At 59.2% G+C, this 17,659-nt stretch carries 18 protein-coding genes; 5 read left to right on the top strand and 13 right to left on the bottom strand.

The annotated features are described in order from the left end of the window. Positions 1-11: 11 nt before the first annotated feature. The 4 genes from V8N38_RS07375 to V8N38_RS07360 all read right to left on the bottom strand — a co-directional run bounded on the left by V8N38_RS07375 (position 12) and on the right by V8N38_RS07360 (position 2,281). Positions 12-482, bottom strand: coding sequence for a YkgB family protein (locus tag V8N38_RS07375; RefSeq protein ID WP_033637683.1), 471 nt, complete (start codon positions 480-482; stop codon positions 12-14). A gap of 65 nt (positions 483-547) precedes the next feature. After that, positions 548-823: a pentapeptide MXKDX repeat protein gene (locus tag V8N38_RS07370; protein ID WP_147839552.1), complete on the bottom strand. Its 276-nt coding sequence runs from the start codon at positions 821-823 to the stop codon at positions 548-550. Positions 824-882: 59 nt separating this feature from the next. Continuing rightward, positions 883-1,659 carry a molybdopterin-dependent oxidoreductase gene (locus tag V8N38_RS07365; RefSeq protein WP_060432139.1) on the bottom strand — a complete coding sequence of 259 codons (777 nt, stop codon included), beginning with the start codon at positions 1,657-1,659 and terminating at the stop codon, positions 883-885. A gap of 10 nt (positions 1,660-1,669) precedes the next feature. Further along, the gene (locus tag V8N38_RS07360; RefSeq protein WP_060421314.1) at positions 1,670-2,281 is read right to left on the bottom strand and encodes a cytochrome b/b6 domain-containing protein; all 612 of its coding nucleotides are present in this window, start codon (positions 2,279-2,281) and stop codon (positions 1,670-1,672) included. A 150-nt stretch (positions 2,282-2,431) separates the two neighbouring features. On the opposite strand from V8N38_RS07360, the gene V8N38_RS07355 reads away from it, so the two are divergent. Further along, on the top strand, positions 2,432-3,145 hold the full coding sequence (locus V8N38_RS07355; protein ID WP_047728196.1) for a response regulator transcription factor: 714 nt from the start codon (positions 2,432-2,434) through the stop codon (positions 3,143-3,145). Between the two features lie 3 nt (positions 3,146-3,148). Continuing rightward, complete coding sequence (locus V8N38_RS07350) at positions 3,149-4,615, top strand: ATP-binding protein (RefSeq protein ID WP_147839553.1); 1,467 nt, start codon at positions 3,149-3,151, stop codon at positions 4,613-4,615. Here the strand turns inward: V8N38_RS07350 and V8N38_RS07345 are convergent. The 9 genes from V8N38_RS07345 to V8N38_RS07305 all read right to left on the bottom strand — a co-directional run bounded on the left by V8N38_RS07345 (position 4,612) and on the right by V8N38_RS07305 (position 15,499). Then, positions 4,612-5,280: a fimbria/pilus periplasmic chaperone gene (locus tag V8N38_RS07345; RefSeq protein ID WP_060438937.1), complete on the bottom strand. Its 669-nt coding sequence runs from the start codon at positions 5,278-5,280 to the stop codon at positions 4,612-4,614. The genes V8N38_RS07350 and V8N38_RS07345 overlap by 4 nt on opposite strands. Positions 5,281-5,289: 9 nt before the next feature. Next, positions 5,290-6,924, bottom strand: a complete 1,635-nt coding sequence (gene ecpD / locus V8N38_RS07340) for a fimbrial adhesin EcpD (RefSeq protein ID WP_102984058.1) — start codon at positions 6,922-6,924, stop codon at positions 5,290-5,292. Continuing rightward, positions 6,914-9,466: a CS1-pili formation C-terminal domain-containing protein gene (locus tag V8N38_RS07335; protein WP_280524755.1), complete on the bottom strand. Its 2,553-nt coding sequence runs from the start codon at positions 9,464-9,466 to the stop codon at positions 6,914-6,916. Before V8N38_RS07335 ends, ecpD begins: the two co-directional genes overlap by 11 nt. 17 nt (positions 9,467-9,483) lie before the next feature. After that, positions 9,484-10,152: a hypothetical protein gene (locus V8N38_RS07330; protein ID WP_038880871.1), complete on the bottom strand. Its 669-nt coding sequence runs from the start codon at positions 10,150-10,152 to the stop codon at positions 9,484-9,486. A 77-nt stretch (positions 10,153-10,229) separates the two neighbouring features. Continuing rightward, positions 10,230-10,817 (bottom strand): common pilus major fimbrillin subunit EcpA, encoded by a 588-nt coding sequence (ecpA, locus tag V8N38_RS07325; protein WP_004939148.1) that lies wholly within the window; start codon positions 10,815-10,817, stop codon positions 10,230-10,232. A 429-nt stretch (positions 10,818-11,246) separates the two neighbouring features. Next, positions 11,247-11,876, bottom strand: coding sequence for a helix-turn-helix transcriptional regulator (locus tag V8N38_RS07320; RefSeq protein ID WP_087762184.1), 630 nt, complete (start codon positions 11,874-11,876; stop codon positions 11,247-11,249). A 165-nt stretch (positions 11,877-12,041) separates the two neighbouring features. After that, a complete protein-coding gene (locus V8N38_RS07315) occupies positions 12,042-12,881 on the bottom strand; it encodes a winged helix-turn-helix domain-containing protein (RefSeq protein ID WP_100396875.1) in 840 nt (279 codons plus the stop codon). Between the two features lie 528 nt (positions 12,882-13,409). Further along, positions 13,410-14,831: a heavy metal sensor histidine kinase gene (locus tag V8N38_RS07310; RefSeq protein WP_147839555.1), complete on the bottom strand. Its 1,422-nt coding sequence runs from the start codon at positions 14,829-14,831 to the stop codon at positions 13,410-13,412. Further along, on the bottom strand, positions 14,828-15,499 hold the full coding sequence (locus tag V8N38_RS07305) for a heavy metal response regulator transcription factor (protein WP_033650568.1): 672 nt from the start codon (positions 15,497-15,499) through the stop codon (positions 14,828-14,830). The genes V8N38_RS07310 and V8N38_RS07305 overlap by 4 nt, the downstream gene beginning before the upstream one ends. A gap of 140 nt (positions 15,500-15,639) precedes the next feature. On the opposite strand from V8N38_RS07305, the gene V8N38_RS07300 reads away from it, so the two are divergent. Genes V8N38_RS07300 through V8N38_RS07290 form a run of 3 tightly spaced genes read left to right on the top strand, consistent with a single transcriptional unit; the run spans position 15,640 to position 17,644 of the window. After that, the gene (locus V8N38_RS07300) at positions 15,640-16,266 is read left to right on the top strand and encodes a hypothetical protein (RefSeq protein ID WP_049272456.1); all 627 of its coding nucleotides are present in this window, start codon (positions 15,640-15,642) and stop codon (positions 16,264-16,266) included. 12 nt (positions 16,267-16,278) lie between these two features. Further along, positions 16,279-16,884, top strand: a complete 606-nt coding sequence (locus V8N38_RS07295; protein ID WP_084826574.1) for a cytochrome b/b6 domain-containing protein — start codon at positions 16,279-16,281, stop codon at positions 16,882-16,884. Beyond that, on the top strand, positions 16,877-17,644 hold the full coding sequence (locus V8N38_RS07290) for a molybdopterin-dependent oxidoreductase (protein WP_004939173.1): 768 nt from the start codon (positions 16,877-16,879) through the stop codon (positions 17,642-17,644). Before V8N38_RS07295 ends, V8N38_RS07290 begins: the two co-directional genes overlap by 8 nt. Positions 17,645-17,659: the final 15 nt, after the last annotated feature.

Here is a 17,659-nt window from a genome sequence, read left to right as displayed (position 1 = left end):
TACGCCCTTTTTTATGCCTGCTCGGCCGGCAAGTCGGCTTTCAGCAGCACCAGGGAACCGGCCAGCAACACCAGATCCTTGATTAAAAAGCTGGTGGCGCCGGCCATGGCCGGAAAACCGCCGGCGGAAGGCTCCCAGGCCCCCGGCGTGGAAAAGATCAGCGTCAGCGTAGTTAGGTAGGTTACCGTCGAACCGATCGCCCCCAGCAACCCCAGCCGCCGCGACCAGAATCCCGCCAGCAGCAGCAAGCCGAAGCTCCACTCGGCGACGCCCAGCGCATAGCTGGCGCCGCGGATGCCGAACGCCTGATGCATCCAGCTCAGCAGCGGGCTGTTGCCGATCAGCGGTACCAGCCCCTGCGCCTCGTAATCAAACCACTTGGCGTAACCGAAGGCGGCGAAGATCACCACCAGCGCCGCGCGCATAAAGATAACGTCCCCGTTCGAGCGCTGAAAGCGCCGCAGCCATGTCGCCAGCATCATCCTCTCTCCTTATGTTGCCCACGGCCGCCGCGGATCGCCCGCTTGCGGCCGCGGGGTGCGGCGGCTTAGTGCCCCATCGCGTCCTTCTTCATTTCGTCTTTCTTCATGCCGTCTTTGGCCATACCGTCTTTCGCCATGCCATCCTTTTTCATCGCGTCTTTGCCCATCTTGTCTTTCTTCATGCAGTCCTTGCCCATGCACGCTTTCTTCATGCCGTCGTGCGACATCTGGCTCATGCCGTCCTTTTTCATCGCGTCTTTGCTCATGCCATCGGCGGCGTTGGCACCGGCCACGCCCAGCATCAGCGCGCTGCACATCATCATTGCGAATAACTTTTTCATGGTATTTCCTTCCGTCATGTCAAAGGCACCGGGGTGCCGGAGAATGGCAGGCGGCCGCCTCAGCTGCCGCCAAACCAGTTGTAACCCTGGTCTTCCCAGTAACCGCCCGGGAAGCGGTTGGTGACCTCGATCACCTGAATGTGTTTCGGGTTCTTGTAACCCAGCTTGGTCGGCATGCGCAGTTTCATCGGGTAGCCGTACTTGCGCGGCAAGATCTGGCCGTCATAGGTCAGCGCAATAATCGTCTGCGGGTGCAGCGCGGTGGCCATGTCGATGCTGGTGTAGTAATCGTCGGCGCATTTGAAGCTGACGTAGCGGGCGCTCAGATCCGCGCCGATCGCCTTGAGAAAGGTCGCGAACGGCACGCCGCCCCACTTGCCGATGGCGCTCCAGCCCTCGACGCAAATATGGCGCGTCACCTGGCTGACCTGCGCCATGCGGTGCAGCTGCGGCAGGCTCCAGGCGCGTTTGTCCTGCACCAGTCCCGCCACCTCCAGCCGGTAATCGTCGCCGTTGATGTCCGGCGCGTCCTCCTCGGCGTAGAAAGCGTTGAACGGGAACGGCCGGGTGATCATCGATTCCGGGTAGACCGGCGCCAGGCGATCGCCATTGAACAGCCAGCCCTGTACCCGATCGTTGAAGCGCGAGATGCGGTTCAGCGCCTGTTCGACGTTGGCGTTATCGCTGAGATCGCAGCCGGTGAGCATGGCGATGCCGCCCAGCGTCAGGCCGTTGCGCAGAAAGCGGCGGCGCGAAGGCGCGCTCAACAGCCGCTGCGCTTCTTTGACGATCGCCTGCCCTTCAATGATCGTCATGATCTGTTTATCCTTTTCCATCATTCACTCCTTAGCGTCCGCGCAGCATGGCCAGCAGCGTCCGGGGCACCAGCGCCACCATCACCAGGTGAATCGCGACGAAGACCACCAGCGCCGACATGGCAAAAAAGTGGATATAGCGCGCCGCCTCATAACCGCCGAGCAGCGTGCGCAGCAGCGGAAACTGCACCGATTTCCACAGCACCAGCCCGGACAGCGCGCTCATCACGCCGAGGATCATCACCGACAGATAGGCCACGCGTTGCACCATGTTGTAGTGGCGCAGGTCGGCGTGTTGCAGCCTGCCGCGCAGCGCGGCACCTATATCGGCGAGAAACTGCCGTGGGCTGAGCGGCCAATACTTGCGTTTGAAACGCCCGCTGGCCAGGTTGATCAGCAGGTAGCACAGCCCGTTGACGCCGAACAGCCACATGCCGGCGAAGTGCCACTGCAGCGCGCCGCCCAGCCAACCGCCGAGCGTCAGCTCATTGAGAAAGCTGAAGTTGAACAGCGGCGAGGCGTTGTAGATGCGCCAGCCGCTGGTCACCATGATCAGCATCGCCAGCGCATTCAGCCAGTGCGTCAACCGCAGCCACAGCGGATGCACCGTCTGGCGTTGTTCCGGGGTGAGAGTGAGGCTCATGCGAACTCCTGGCGACCAATGAGGCGATGAGCCGAGTATTCCCCGGATTTGTTCCCCAAGACCTCACGCAAAGTTAAATAAAATGTGATAACTCCGCCGGTGGGGGTTGTGTAGACTTCAGAGAGAAACGGGCAATCAGCGGTAATGAGAATGGACAAGCCAAAACGAATTTTGATCGTCGAGGACGACGGCGACATCGCCGAACTGCTGCAGCTGCATCTGCGCGACGAGGGTTACGCCATCAGCCACGCCGCCGACGGCAACCGGGGCATGGCGATGCTGGAACAGGGCGGCTGGGACGCCCTCATCCTCGATCTGATGCTGCCGGGCGTGGACGGATTGGAGATTTGCCGCCGGGCGCGCACCATGACGCGCTACACGCCGATCATCATCACCAGCGCGCGCTCCAGCGAGGTGCACCGCGTGCTGGGGCTGGAGCTGGGCGCCGACGACTATCTGGCCAAGCCCTTCTCCATGCTGGAGCTGGTGGCGCGGGTCAAGGCGCTGTTTCGCCGCCAGGAAGCGATGAGCCGCAACCTGCGCATGGACGCCGGCGTACTCAGCTTCAACGATCTGACCATCGACCCCATCGCCCGCGAAGTGCACCTGCACCAGCAGCCGGTCGAGCTGACGCCGCGCGAATTCGACCTGCTGTACTTTTTCGCCCGCCACCCGGGCCAGGTATTCTCGCGCCTGAGCCTGTTGAATCAGGTTTGGGGCTATCAGCACGAGGGGTATGAGCACACCGTCAACACCCATATCAACCGGCTGCGCATCAAGATCGAGCGCAACCCGGCGGAACCCGAGCGCATCCTCACGGTGTGGGGCATGGGCTATAAATTCGCGGCCGCGCCGCAAGAGTGAGCCATGAAAAACCTTACGTTAGCGCAGCGCCTCACGCTGATCTTCGCGCTGCTGATCGTCATCGGCTGCGCCTTTTCCGGCTGGATGCAGGTGCGCAGCAGCACCCAGTACAGCCAGGCGGTGATCCAGCGCCTGTCCGGCAACCTGGCGCAGCATATCGCCGACAGCAACCCGCTGCTGGGGGTGAACGGGCCGGATCCGCAGGCGGTGCATACCCTGTTCGATCAACTGATGGCGGTGAACCCCAGCGTTGAGGTTTACCTGCTCGACAAGCAGGGCGCGATTATCGGCAACGCCGCGCCGGCCGGGCATCTGAAGCGGCAGCGGGTCGCGTTGCCGCCGCTGCAGGCGCTGCTCGGCGGCGCGCCGATGCCGGTGTATGGCGACGATCCGCGCAGCGTGGACGGGCGTAAGGTGTTCAGCGTCGCGCCGCTTAAGGTCGATGGCCGGATCGAAGGCTATCTGTACGTGGTGCTGCTCGGCGAAGAGTACACGGCGCTGGCCAGCAACGCCCAGTTCAACTCGGCGGTCAGGATGGCGCTGTGGACCTCCGGGCTGATGGTGCTGTTCAGCCTGCTGGCCGGCGGCTTCGCGTTTTATTGGGTAACGCGCCCTATCCGTCGCCTGACCCGGCAGGTCAGCGCGCTGGACAGCGGCGGCATCGAGGCGGTGCAGGCCTACGCGGCGCTGCCGGCGGTACGGGCCGGGCGCGACGAAGTCAGCCAGCTGCAGCAGGCCTTCCACCGCATGGCGCAGCGCCTTGCCGAACAGTGGCAAACGCTGGCGCAGCAGGATCGGCTGCGGCGTGAGTTCATCGCCAACGTCTCGCACGATCTGCGCACCCCGCTCACCTCGCTGCACGGCTATCTGGAGACGCTGTCGGTCAAGTCCGCCACCCTGAGCGAAGCCGATCGGCGGCGCTATCTGGAGATCGCGCTGGCGCAGAGCCGCAAAGTGGGCAAGCTGGCACAGGAGCTGTTCGAGCTGGCGCGGCTGGAGTACGGCGTAGTGAAACCGCAGAAAGAGCCTTTTTCCCTCAGCGAGCTGTTGCAGGACGTGTTCCAAAAGTTCGAGCTGGCGGCGGAGGCGCGCAACCAGCGGCTGCATGCCGACATTCCCCCCGGCATTCCGCCGGTGTTCGCCGATCTCAGCATGATTGAGCGGGTGCTGACCAACCTGTTGGACAACGCCATTCGCCATACGCCGCCCGGCGGCGACATCGGCGTGCGGCTGTGGCGGCAGGACGATCGAGTGATGGTGCAGGTCAGCGACAGCGGCCCCGGCATTCCGCAGACGCTGCGCGCCGATCTGTTCGTGCGCCCGTCTGTCCTGAGCGGCGCCCGGCGCCCTTCCGGCGGACTGGGCCTGATGATCGTGCGGCGCATTCTGCAGCTGCACGACAGCGATATTCAGCTGATCGAACAAGCGCAAAGCGGCGCCTGCTTCCGCTTTGCCATTCCGCCGCGTTAATCGAGGCAGCTGCGATCGACGCTGATAAATTTGTCGTTATAGATAATGAATTTCTGCCCCTTCAGCCGAATACCGGCATGGGTCAGCGTATCGCCGGGGCGCAGGTATTCGGTGACGCCCTCTTCATCCGTGCTGTTGCAGCCCGGCTTGAGCAGGAACTTGAAGTAGGTGTTGCCGGTGTTGGTGAGCGTACCGCGCTGGGTATCGAGCCGATAGGCAAAGTTTACCTGACGCGGGCGCACCACCAGAATGGTGTCCATCACCACGATCGGCTCCAGGTTGACGCCGGCGCCCCGACGCGGCCCCGGCTCGAACAGTCGGGTCGGCACTTCGCGAAATGATACCCGGTAATAACGCTCGCGATTATCCTGCGGCCCGCGATAGAAAAACTTATAGTACTCCGCCTGCCCGGCCTGCAGCGTCAGCTGGCGCGGTGCGAACAGCAGCTCGCCGTCCGCCGGCCGGCTGCGCACCTCGCGCTCTCCCGGCCGATCGATGGCGCGAATGCTCACCTGATACAGGCGCGCACTGCGGTTGTTATTCAACACCCGCTTGGCGGTGAATGAGCGATCCTGATCCATGGCAAACGTCAGGGTACCGACATTGATCGCGGCGGCGGTAAAGGGGAAGGACAAACACAGCAACCCTATCAGCACAAGTTTCACGCCCTGCCCTTAATTGATGTTGCGCCAGGTGGCTTCGACATGAATTTCACCGGCGGCGCTGACGTCGCCATACCAACCGTTGCCGTCGACGGTTCTCAGTGAGATCGGATTGTTCATCGGAATGCTAAAGGTCACGTGGGTCTTGTTCAGCACCCCCACTTCACCGGAGATATCATTCCACGGCGTGCTGCTCCAGAGCGCATTGGTCATGTCGTGCCACTGGCCATCGCAGCCGGCGGCGAAGCTCTGCTGACCGTTGGTGCTGGTGGTGATGCCGAGTGTGGCGGGGAACGGCACCTGGGTAGTGTTATCCGCAGAAGAAAAGAGGCAATAGTTCACCCCATTGATCGCCTGAGTCGGCCCGGTCGCCATCACCCTCACCTGATCGGCGGCGGTTTTGCCGCTGGTGGTCACGAAGTAGCCGAACTCCAGCGCCGGCTCCGCCGGGCCGACATAGCCTTCACGGTGTGGGCTGTTGTCGTAATCATCGGAAATAATGCTGATGCTGAAATCGCGCGGCTTGATAATCAGCTGGTTTGAAGTGGAAAACTCATACCATCCCGACTCCGGCGAGGTGGTGTTCTGAAAACGGAAATTGATCAGATCGCGAGTGCCGCTGTCGGAAATCCCCAGCGCGACCATCTGTTTGAAGAAGTTACTGGAGAAGAACACATAGACGGCGTTGCTGCTCTTCAGCTCGTTAAACGTATAGTAGCTGCCGGTGCCCGACGTGTTTTTCCAGGTGTTGCCGTTCAGACTGAACTGCAGATCGGCGGCGTTCACCGCTGAGGACAGCGCCGCATGGTTAATCGCCGGGAAAATATGAATCGAGGTATTGCTCACGCTGCCGTCGGTCTGCAAATCGTAGCTGACCATCTTGCACATGATGCCTGAGCGAGCGCCGATGGTCTGGTTCTTGCAATCGGCATTGCCCTCGCCGATGATCGGCACCCCATCGCTATTGACGAACACCTCCGATACGGCGTTGGTATTGATAAAGCGCAGGTGGGCCGCCTTGCTGTGCGTGACGGTCCGCTTGTACCAGCTGCCGCTGGCCTGATCCCGACAGCGGCCGCCGGCCGCGGCGTCATAAGCCACCGACGTTTGGCAGCCGTTGATCTGCATGCTGAAAGCTTCGCCCGCCGCCATCTGCTTCAGATACTGATAGAAGCTCGGCGACATCATGCCGTGCATCCATTTTGCGCCGCCGGGCGTAACCACGGCGCCGTAAAATCCCTTTTCGTCGGTGGTCTGCGGCAGAATCAAGCTGGTATCCATATTGCAACCGGCATACCAGTTGATGCAGCGCAGGCCGAGGAACGGATTCTTTATCGGCGCATTTTCCAGCCACATGTCATAGCGCCAGTTGGCATTCAGCCCCGTGTTATAACCATTATCCACGTACCCCAGGCTCTGCTGATAGACAGTGCCGGAACCGCCGTATTTCAGCCCGGTCCACTTATTGGCGCCGGTCATGCGCGGATCCAGCCCGCCGGCCGGCGTGACGAAAAAGTTGTCGTCGGCGTTGTTCTCCACGAAGACAAATTTCATGACCGCCGCATCCGGCCAGTTGGTCTGGCTGACCGCCGCCTGCAGCGCGGGGGCGACCAGCGCCAACAACAACAGCGCAACGTTAGCTCTCATGGTCAGACTCCCCGGATGACATATTGCCTGCATAGGTTTTCAGCCCGGTGCAGATCACGTCGCCGACCCACACGGCGCCTTGCGCCTTGCTGAGATCCAAATCCACTTCGCATGTCTGATTGCCGCCGTGGGTAAAATCGATAACCGGGAATTTCTTGTCGACGTCCATGATAAATTCGCCTTTCTCATCGGTGCGGGTGCGGCCGATATGGTTCTTGATATAGGCGTTGGCCAGCAGCGTGCCGTCCTCCGCTTTGATGCGGCCAAACACCGTCACCATCTGTTTTATCTCCGGCGAGATCACCGCCACGTTGCCCGGATACAGGGTGAGCTTGCTCTTGCGCTTGGTGACGATGTCGAAGCTCTCCGCCGAGTTTTTGTTGTTCATCAGCTCAACGTCGTACTGACCGTAAGGCGACAAAGGCAGGTAATTCTTATTGCCGCTCAGCTTCACCATCCGGCCGTCAACCCGTGCGGTCAGCAGGCCGTCGTTTTCAATGCCGGTATTGAAGATAATCCCGGCGTTGCCTTCGTTGCGGCCGCTGATGGCAATATCACGCCCTTGCCAACCCATGCTGCCGCTCGCGGTCAGGCTGCTGTTAACGTAGCCGTCGGCGGAGCTGCTGACGTTGAGCGTGCCGGCCGAATACTTGGTGTCGAAGCGCGCATAGCCACCACCGTTGAAGCGATTGTCGCCGCGGGTATCACCGGAAATCGCCCGCGACAGGTTGGCGCCCAGGGTGCGGATCGGCCCGTCCTTGATGTCCTTGCGCGCCGCCAGGTTGGCGGTGGTGTAACCGTTTTGATTGGAAACGCCGGCGCTGAGCCAGTTGCCCATCGGCAGTGAAAAATCGAGCGCGATGTACTTGCCGGTATTGGCGTTGCTGCTGCCGTTGTTGTAGCGTTGCACGCCCGCCCGGACGCCCAGCGTGCCGAAGCGGCCGGTAAAGATGTTCTGGTAATAGTCGGCGTTGTAATAGTGACTGTCGTTCTTCTTATCGTCGTTGTAGCTGGCGCTCAGGGTGCCCAGCGGAGACCACAGCGCCCCCAGATTAAGGCTGCCGCCAACGGCGCGGTTATAGGCGTCATTTTGCAACAGACGATCGCCAATCTGCGTTTTCTCCTGATTGATCCATACGCTGCTGAAGCCGCCGGGCAACGCGGCGCTGACGCTGTTGACCAGGCTCCAGGAGCGATCGGAGGCCGCCATGTTTTGCAGGTTGATCTGAATCGACTCGGTCACCGGCAGGCTGACGCGGCTCTCGCCGACGGCGTTGCCGTCAAACGAATACCCCGACAGCGCCCAATTAAGCGTTTGCAGATTGCCGCTAGCCGAAGCGCCAAGCAAATAAGAGTCCTTTGCCGGGCGGTGGCGTTCCCTTTCGCCGCGCCAGTCGTCCATGCGCAGCATCCCACCCCAGAATTGCCAGGCCAGCGGCGCATTCGCACCGCGATTGGGGCTGAACAATTTATTCACTCGCTGCATGCGTTTATCGACCACTTTGCCGTTGACCACGACCTCCACCTCTACGTCATAGATACCGTAGGGCAAACTGCCGGTGTCCACTTCATGGTTGCCCATCGTGAAGTTTTGTACGCTGAGCAGCCGCCCGTCGCGCGACAGATGCACCTCGCCGGCCGAGGGGAAAAAAACCACGATCGGCGTCAGCGATTGGGAATTATCGAATACCGTCGAGTTGGCGCGGTTGCCGTAGGACAGGCCATAAATCTTGCTCGAGTTGATGGTCGTGACCGGCCCCAGCGACTGCAGGTTCCAGCTGTCCAGCATGCCGGCGGCGAAACGGCGGCCGGCGAAATCACGCTCGTACATTGCTTTGTACAGCGTGGCGTTTTCATCGCCGCTGCCGATACCGTAGATGGAACCGTTCAACTCCACGTGGTGTTCGCGCAACGCCGTGACGCTGTTGAGCGATAAATAACTGGAGGTATTGCCTTCGCTGGCGCGGGCCCGGTTATCGTAGACCCCGAGGTTATAATCCAGCGTGCTGCTTACGGCATCCACGCTGGACGCGCCGATGTCGCTGGAGCGGGCGCGCAGCACCGTCCCCAACGCGGATTCCTTCACCACCAGCTGCAGGTTGAGCTGCCGGAAATCCAGCGCCAGCCAGGCGTCGTCCGCGATCCGAATATGCTGCTGCCGATCGAATGGCGCATCCTGCAAAGCCTGCAGCTGGCCGGCAATCGCCGCCGTCAGCCGGGCGCCGTCGTCGTTATCCTCCAGCGTCACCCGACGAATCTTTAGCCGGTCCTGATCCAGGTAGAGAAAGGCATGGCCGATGCGGCTGTCGTCTTTGACGCCATCGCTCTTTTCATAATGCAACAACAGCGGAATACTCATCCCCTCGCGCAACGCCAGGCTGAAAGTGTGCGGGATCAGCACGCCGTTAATCTGCGTCAAACCGGCCGCCATCGCCATCCGGCCAGGCAACAGCGTCGGGAGCGCCAGCGCACCGGCAGCCAAAAGCGTTCTCAACAGCACAGCGTTCACATGCCACTCCTTGCGTGATTGTTTTGCATCCATCGTGGATAACGCGCGCATTACTTCACCGGGATAAACTGTTCGCCGTGCCACAGCGCGACGCGTCCTTTTTTATCGTTGACGTCAACCTTGCTGAAGGCGCGATCCTTCCCCGGCATCACAAAATAGTTTTCCTTGCAGTCGCTGCCGTCTTGCTTGTTCCTGCAATTGCCGTAGGCCACCACTTTGAACGTGGCGTTGCCGGTGTTTTTGATCCGTCCGTTGGCGAACTGATAGGCGAAGCGATCCTGCCGAGGCGCCACCACCAAAATGGTGCCGATGCGCGCCGACGTGGTGGCCACGGCATTACGCCGAGCCGAGTTTTGCCCCGCCTCGCTCAGCGCCTGATCGAACCAAACGATGCGGTAGTAACGCTCTTGGGCATCATTCGGCCCCTTGTAGTAAAAGCGGATCACATCGCTGGCGTTGGCCGGCAAGATCAGGCTGGCGGGCGACAGCAGCATTTCATCCCGACTGCTCATCGGGATCACCGTGCCGGAGGCCAGGGGACTGGAAATGCGTTCGATCTTGATGGTCACCAGCCGGCCGCTGTCGGTGGTGTTTTTGATTTCCTTGCTCAGGCGCGCGCTGTCGCCAGGCATGAAGGCGCTGATCTCACCCACATCGAGCGCCAAAGCCGGCCGCAGCAGCATTAACATCAGGGTGACGGCGAGAGAAAAGCGTGTCATTGCGGTATTCCACTGGCGTTGATGAGCGATAAATAGCAGGAGGTCTCCCCCCTGCCAGATGCAGATCGTTCGGGGGATTAGGAAGTCCAGGTCGCGTTGAACTCGACGCTGACGTCGCCGCTCCAGATACCTTCCGGCAGCGTGCTGAAATCCGTGACGGCGGTGGTGCCGTTTGACGTCGCGCCGATGATGCTGAAGGTGAACTGATCCTGCGCGCTGGTGCGGCCGGCCTGGTTGTAGGCGTTGGACAGGGCGCTCAGATTGCCGCCCAAAATGCCGGCGGTGGTGTCGATCATGGTGGTTTCAGCCGTTTTCCCGACCACCGCACCGTTATAGTTCACCCCGACTTCCAGCGTAGAACCGGAAGTATCCAGCTGAGTCAGCGTATTGGAGACCAGTTTTGAGGTCAGTTTGAAAGCGGTGGCCGTGGTATCGCCTTCCACGGTGACGTCAAACAGGCCTTTCTGGCTGTTGAAACCCTTAATGCCTTCTGCATAGTTGAAGGCCAGGCTGCCAATCGGCGTCACAACCAGTTTGCTGGTGGTGTCTTTCTTGGCGGTCGCAGACCAGGTTGCCAGCGCCTGAGCGGTAACGTCGGCGGCTTGAGCAGTGCTGACCGCTGCAAAGGCGGAAACGATCGCCAGAGCCAGTGTCATTTTCTTCATGGTATAACTCCCTTCAATGTTGAATATGTTTTCTTTCTTTCGTCCATTCTCAGCCAGCCGTTTGCATCACTGCGTTTAGCCAGTCTGCTTGACGCCACAAGAATATCCCCGGCCGATCAAAAAAGAATCATTAACTATTAAAGTTCAAATATTTAGATTTAAATCCCGCCGTTAATGTTTTAACCCCCATCAATCACATTAAAAAGCGGGTTAAGCCTTTGATGAAAGCACAATCACATTGTGGTTTAACCCCGGCAAGGCGGGTATTGTTTAACCACAAGTACGCTCTGTTCGCCCTTCCCATGGCCGTGCAAAATTTCAGCGTCGGCGTTGTTCGCTGAGGGAAAAGATTGATTGGATTTACGCAGGGGGCAGCAGCCAATCCAGATCGGCCGCTGTAGAGAAAAAGGGGGGGCTTCTCGCCCTGTGTCAGGAAGGGTATCGGGTTCTCAGGGAAAGAATAAGCCGCATAAAGCCGGCCTGATTGAGGCCCAGTTTTCGCATAATATTCAGTTTATGGGAGCTTATGGTTTTGTAACTTCGCCGGGTCACGTTGGCGATGCTGCCTGGAGATGCACCGGCAACCATCATGGCCAAAACTCGCCATTCACTGTCAGATAATGCGGCTGCCGAATGCACCAGCCGGGCGCGAATATGCGGGGAACGATAGCCGGAGAACTCACCCGCAGCCGCAATGGCGTCATTCAGGCAATGCAATGGCTCCTCCTTTGCCACTATCGCTATGCGCGCATCCGCCGCCAACAACGCTAATATACCGGGGTGTTCTACCGCGGTGAAAATCACCAAGGGAATTTCCGGCCAAACATTTTTTGCCGTCAGAACGAACCGTAATACATCATACAAATATTCTCTCTGATGATATAACTCCATAATAAGCGCGCGAGGCTTTCCCTCTTTCAATACCCCCTCCAGCTCCCTCAAGGTGTCGATAAAATAGCTGTCACTTGATTGGGTAACGAGAAATGCTTCCATTCCTCTTCTCACTAAATAGCTGGGTTCAAAAAATAGCAGCGCATCACCGAAATCGGCTTTAACCATACATAATCACCATAATGAGGTAGAAAGCGGTAGAGAAAGGGAAATACCTCTCGTAAGCGCCACACGGCAACCCGCCAAATGAAAGTCGAACGTTCTATTTCAACACTGTAATATTTTTGTCATATCCACCGCCCTTCAATCGCGTTGGGCAGCGGCTATCAATGGTCAATTAATAAACTCGGCATTGTCGCTTTCCAATCCTGAACAGATCTCCATTTTATGTTCGCGCAAGATCTTGCAGCGCAGCAGGAATAAGCGGGAAATGCCGGAAATGTAAGCCCTGACCTGATTGCTGCGCACCACCAGCAAAAACTCATCGCCGCTGCATTCTCCCGTTTGGTGCGCGGCGTAAGCCAGAATGTCCCGATTCAGGCTGGCGTTGACCGTCGCCGAGGCATCAGGCAACGACATGAAAACCTTACAGTTGCCCGACTTTCCCAGGTAGCTCTCCTGCCGGGCCCCCGAGCCGCTGAAATAGGCCGTGACAGCAATAGCCATGAGGATCCCCCCCAGAACCATCGCGCTGAACATCAGCCACCCACGGCGGGAATAACCAAGATGAGAAGAGGCCCCGTCGATGACGGTGTCGGACGCCAGATTGACCGTCGCTGCGGCCGCAGATCCCGGCACAGCCGCGGCAGGCTCCGCGTCGTGAATATCTTCCGCGTCCTCATAAGACTCGATGGTAATCTCATCACGCAACATAAAGCCCACTTTAGGAACCGTAACAATGACCTCATCCTCGACGCCAAGGTTTTTAATCACCCGACGCAATTTGCTGACGCACTGATTAAGATTATTATTGCTGGACACCATGCCGTAATCGTCCCAGACCTTCTTGAATATCAGTTCACGCCCTACGGCCTCGCCATGGTGGGCAATCAACAGCAACAACAACCGTTTGGAAGGACTGGATATGGATATGGGATCGTCAGAAAAATCTGTTGGGCTAAGGGTTCTGGTGTCTGCGTCAAAGAGAATATGGTCATTAAATCTATATTTCATTTTATTCACATGTTTTCACTATAGCGATCATTTATAGTTTGGCGTCAAATGTTAATGAAATATTAAATAAATATTTAATCAGGTAATTCGCGAAAATACCCAAGCACAGGCAAGAAAAACCACTCAATTAACGCCACGAAATACGCTTTGTCACCTCACCATCGTTTATATAGGATTTTTCTTGCAAACCATAACCAAAGGTTAACCAATCACCTCATTCATTGATATATTGACGCGACAAAAACCACAAAGTTAGTTTTTTGTGTCGCAAATTATCAATTTTAAGGAAAATCATCTCAAAAAAAGACCGCAGAACTAAATTTTAATAAAAAAATAATAACACGTGAATGTTGAGCGTAATCACAGACCGCAGTCCATCCGCATTAGCCCGATGAATTAACGCGTTTGCCGCGTCGCAAATGTTAAATTTTGGGTTCAGCCAAGGCGGTGGGAAACAATAATGAAAGGAAAAACTTACGAATGGCGCCTGTCGCGTTTTCCGCAACAGGCGAAAACATTCGCGGTAGCTCATTGAACTGATGAGGGGAATATCAGGCTAAAGGTCAAGCAAGCAGAACCCCGGCCATCGGAACACTGCGCGCGAACTTCACCGCCGTGCAGCGTCATGATGGCGCGCACGATAGACAGCCCCAGCCCACTGGCATGATTGCCGGCGCTGCGCGCGGGATCGGCGCGATAGAAGCGATCGAACAACTTTTCCAGCTGTGCCGGCGCGATCGGCGGCCCCTGATTGATAACCTGTACCCACCAGGCATCGGCGCGCCGTTCAGCCCGCAGGACGATCCGGCTGTTCTCGTCGGCATAACGTACCGCGTTAGCCACCAGGTTGCTCAACGCGCGCTGGAACAGCATCGCGTCCGCCTTCAGCGTTCCCTCACCTGCGCAGCTCAGCGCGATGCCGCGTTCTTCCGCCAGCACCTCGAAATAATCCGCCACCCGCCGCAGCTCCAGCGCCACATCCAGCCGACTGTAGTTCAGCGCAGACTGCGCCTCGCCGGCGCGCGCCAGGAACAGGATATTTTCCACCATGCGGGAAATGCGCTCCAGCTCATCCATATTGTTCGACAGCAGGGTTTCGTACTCCTCCACGCTGCGGGGCTGGTAAAGCGCCACCTGGCACTGGCCCATCAACGCCCCTACCGGGGTGCGGATCTCATGGGCCAGATCGGCGGAAAACTGCGTCAGCCGCTGATAGCCTTCATTCAACCGATCGAGCATCGCATTGAACGAACGGGTCAGCTGCTGCAACTCCTTCGGCGCCCCCTGCTCGCTCAGGCGTGTCGACAGCGTATTGGGTGCAATCTGCGCCGCCTGCGCCGCCATGCGCCATAACGGCTTCAATCCTCGGCGCATGACCCCATACCCCAGGAGCGCAATCAGCAGGAAAGCCACCGCCACCGCCGCGACGATGCGCCACAGGTAGCGCGCCAGCATCTTCTGTTCGTTGACCATCACGTGCGCGGCGGAGATCTGCAACAGGCTGCCGTCTTCCAGGCGCACCATCGCGGAAGCCGCGCGCAGCGGCACCCCCTGCGCCGTTTCCCCGCCGCGCACGGCGGCCAACGTCTGCGCCTGACCGGCCGGCGTCGGCACGATCGGCGGCAATGCCACCCCGGCCGGGTTCACGTTGATGAGCGGTTTTTGTCCCGGGATTTGGAAAATCAGCACGTCCTGTTCATTGCCCAGCATGTTTTCAAACAGGCCGTTATTGGCGGTCAGGCGAGCCAAAGGAAAGCGCTGTCCCAGCAGATGGCGGAAATACTCTACGCGCCCGGTCACCTGCAGATCGCTGCGCAGCGTCATTTCCTGGCGCATGGCGCTATACAGATACCCGCCCGTCCCGCTCACCACCAACGCGGCCACCAGCGCGAACAGCGTGGCGGTGCGCAGCGTCAGCGATACCGGCCGACGTGACGTGCGCCCGCTCACGAGCGTGGCTCGCAAACATAGCCGATACCGCGCACGCTGTGGATCAGCTTGACGTCGAACGGCCGGTCTATTTTGGCGCGCAGGCGTTTGATGGCCACGTCAACCACATTGGTGTCGCTGTCAAAATTCATGTCCCACACCTGAGAGGCTATTTGCGTGCGCGACAGCACTTCGCCCTCGCGCCGCACCAGCAGATGCAGCAGCATGAACTCCTTGTTGGTCAACGGGATCACCTGATCCTGGCGCACCGCCCGGCGACGCAACACGTCCAGCTGCAGATCGGCGATGGCGTAATGATCGGCTTCGCGCGCCGGCCCGCGGCGCAGCAAGGTGCGTAAACGCAGCACCAGTTCGGTAAACGAAAACGGTTTAATCAGATAATCGTCCGCGCCCAGCTCCAGGCCGTGGATGCGATCCTGCACGCCGTCGCGGGCGGTGAGAAACAGAATTGGCACGTCGCTTTTCTTGCGCAGCACCTCGATAATCTGCCAGCCATCCAGCCCCGGCAGCATCACATCGAGCACGATCGCATCGTAATCCTGCTCCAACGCGCGAAACAGCCCGTCGGTGCCGTTGCGCGCCAAATCGACGCCGTACCCCGCTTCCCCCAGCCCTTTCTTCAGGTAATCCCCTGTGCCGATATCGTCTTCAACTACCAGTATTCGCATGCTCGCCACCTCGTTACGTCTGCAAAAATACTAGCAGCTTCGGCGGACAAACTTGATGACATTAATGTCATCAAACGGCCATGGCGCTGACCCAATGGCTCAACCATGCTTAACCGGCAAACTTATTTCAGGAGAACGTTATGATTACTCGTCATCGTATAGCCGGTTTACTGTTATCCACCTTGCTGCTGTCCAGCGGCCTGGCCGCCGCCGCCCAAACGCCGGGCAAAGTCATCGCGCCGCTGCGCGGCACCATCAGCCAGGTGGCCGACGGCAATCTGCAGCTGACCGATCGCAAAGGCGAGACACTCAGCGTCAAGCTGAACGATCAGACCAAAGTGCTCAGCGTGTCCAAAGCCACGCTGGACGACATCAAACCGGACAGCTTTATCGGCACCGCCGCCGTGCCGCAGCCGGACGGCACGCTCAAAGCGCTGGAGGTGCACGTATTCGCCGCCAGCCTGCGCGGCACCGGCGAAGGGCACTCGGCCTGGGAATCCGCCGACGGCAAAGTGGACACCATGACCAACGGCACCGTCGGCAAACTGGTGAAATCCAACGGTCGCACCCTGACCGTCACCTACGGCAACCAGCAGAAAACCGTCATCGTGCCGGAAGACGTGCCGATCGTGACGCTGGATCCGGGCGATTTGAGCCTGCTGAAGCCTGGCGTACACATCGTGCTGTTCTCCGCCGTCAACGATAAGGGCGAGCGCATCGCCACCCGCATCTCCGCCGGCAAAGACGGCACCGTGCCGCCGATGTAACCGGAGAAAGCCATGAAAACCAACGCGTCGCGGCCGGTGCATCGCTGGCCGGTTCGAATCACTCATTGGATCAACCTGTTCGCCATGGTGTGCATGTTTATGAGCGGTTGGGAGATCTATAACGCCTCGCCGCTGTTCGATTTCCGCTTTCCGCCGCAGATGACGCTGGGCGGTTGGCTGGGCGGCGCGATTGGTTGGCATTTGGCGGTGATGTGGCTATTGGCGCTCAACGCCGTCTGCTATCTGCTGTGGAGCCTGTTCAGCGGCCATTTTCGCCGCGATCTGTTGCCGCTGCGCGTTGGCGCGCTGCGGCAGGATATCTGGCTGGCGTTGACGCTGCGCCTGCGCCACCGGCATGGCCACTACAACGCCATTCAGAAGCTGATGTACCTCGGCGTACTGGCGCTGGGCCTGTTGCTGGTGCTGTCCGGCCTGGCGATCTGGAAGCCGGTTCAGCTGCAGGGATTGGTCGCCCTGTTTGGCGGCTTCGATTTCGCGCGCTACGTGCATTTCTTCGCCATGGCCGGCATCGGCCTGTTCGTGGCGATCCACGTCTTTATGGTGATCATCGTGCCCAAAACGCTGTGGGCGATGATAACGGGTGGCAAACATGAATGAGAAAAAGCCGCGGGCAACCGCGCCAAAACTGGAACCGGACCAAAAAAAGCAGTTGGTCAATCTGCAGCGCCGCCTGATGCTGCGTTCCGGCCTGACGCTGGGTGGTATCGCCATGCTCACCGGTTGCAACCTGCAAGACGGCGATCGGGTGGATAAGGTGCTGTGGGCCATGTCGCGCTGGAACGACCGCGTGCAGGCCTGGCTGTTCAGCGGCCAGCGGCTGGCGCAAACTTACCGGCCCGATCAGATTACCCACCCTTTCCCCTTCAACGCGTTTTACCCGGAATACAACGTCCCCGAGATCGATCTCGCCGGCTACCGGCTTGAGGTCGCCGGGAAAGTGGAGAAAAAAGCCCCCTGGACGCTGGAACAGCTGCAGCGGCTGCCGCAGCAAAGCCAGATCACGCGTCTGATCTGCATTGAGGGCTGGAGCGCGATCGGCCAATGGGGCGGCGTGCCGCTACGCACCTTTCTGCAGCACGTCGGCGCGGATCTCAATGCCGGTTACGTCGGCTTCAAATGCGCCGATCGCTACTACTCCAGCCTCGACATGGCCACCGCGCTGCACCCGCAGACCATCCTGGCGCTGGATTTCGGCGGCAAGGCGCTGCCGGCGGACTATGGCTACCCGCTGCGGCTGCGGGTGCCAACCAAACTGGGGTTCAAAAACGCCAAACATATCGCCGCGATCTTCGTCAGCGACGTCAATCCGGGCGGGTATTGGGAAGATCAGGGCTACAACTGGTTCAGCGGCATTTAGTTTTGCGCGGCGCTG

The organism is Serratia nevei (genome assembly GCF_037948395.1).
GTDB classification, from domain to species: Bacteria; Pseudomonadota; Gammaproteobacteria; order Enterobacterales; family Enterobacteriaceae; genus Serratia; species Serratia nevei.
Note: the sequence above shows the minus strand (reverse complement) of the source record. Positions and strands in the feature narration are given on the sequence as shown.

Bases quoted from the DNA above. Each gene is read 5' to 3' on its own strand.
- V8N38_RS07350 (WP_147839553.1), top strand. From the start codon at position 3,149: ATGAAAAACCTTACGTTAGCGCAGCGCCTCACGCTGATCTTCGCGCTG.
- V8N38_RS07360 (WP_060421314.1), bottom strand. From the start codon at position 2,281: ATGAGCCTCACTCTCACCCCGGAACAACGCCAGACGGTGCATCCGCTG.
- V8N38_RS07320 (WP_087762184.1), bottom strand. From the start codon at position 11,876: ATGGTTAAAGCCGATTTCGGTGATGCGCTGCTATTTTTTGAACCCAGC.
- V8N38_RS07300 (WP_049272456.1), top strand. From the start codon at position 15,640: ATGATTACTCGTCATCGTATAGCCGGTTTACTGTTATCCACCTTGCTG.
- V8N38_RS07315 (WP_100396875.1), bottom strand. From the start codon at position 12,881: ATGAAATATAGATTTAATGACCATATTCTCTTTGACGCAGACACCAGA.
- V8N38_RS07370 (WP_147839552.1), bottom strand. From the start codon at position 823: ATGAAAAAGTTATTCGCAATGATGATGTGCAGCGCGCTGATGCTGGGC.
- ecpD (WP_102984058.1), bottom strand. From the start codon at position 6,924: ATGAGAGCTAACGTTGCGCTGTTGTTGTTGGCGCTGGTCGCCCCCGCG.
- V8N38_RS07305 (WP_033650568.1), bottom strand. From the start codon at position 15,499: ATGCGAATACTGGTAGTTGAAGACGATATCGGCACAGGGGATTACCTG.
- ecpA (WP_004939148.1), bottom strand. From the start codon at position 10,817: ATGAAGAAAATGACACTGGCTCTGGCGATCGTTTCCGCCTTTGCAGCG.
- V8N38_RS07290 (WP_004939173.1), top strand. From the start codon at position 16,877: ATGAATGAGAAAAAGCCGCGGGCAACCGCGCCAAAACTGGAACCGGAC.
- V8N38_RS07355 (WP_047728196.1), top strand. From the start codon at position 2,432: ATGGACAAGCCAAAACGAATTTTGATCGTCGAGGACGACGGCGACATC.
- V8N38_RS07330 (WP_038880871.1), bottom strand. From the start codon at position 10,152: ATGACACGCTTTTCTCTCGCCGTCACCCTGATGTTAATGCTGCTGCGG.
- V8N38_RS07295 (WP_084826574.1), top strand. From the start codon at position 16,279: ATGAAAACCAACGCGTCGCGGCCGGTGCATCGCTGGCCGGTTCGAATC.
- V8N38_RS07375 (WP_033637683.1), bottom strand. From the start codon at position 482: ATGATGCTGGCGACATGGCTGCGGCGCTTTCAGCGCTCGAACGGGGAC.
- V8N38_RS07365 (WP_060432139.1), bottom strand. From the start codon at position 1,659: ATGGAAAAGGATAAACAGATCATGACGATCATTGAAGGGCAGGCGATC.
- V8N38_RS07335 (WP_280524755.1), bottom strand. From the start codon at position 9,466: ATGGATGCAAAACAATCACGCAAGGAGTGGCATGTGAACGCTGTGCTG.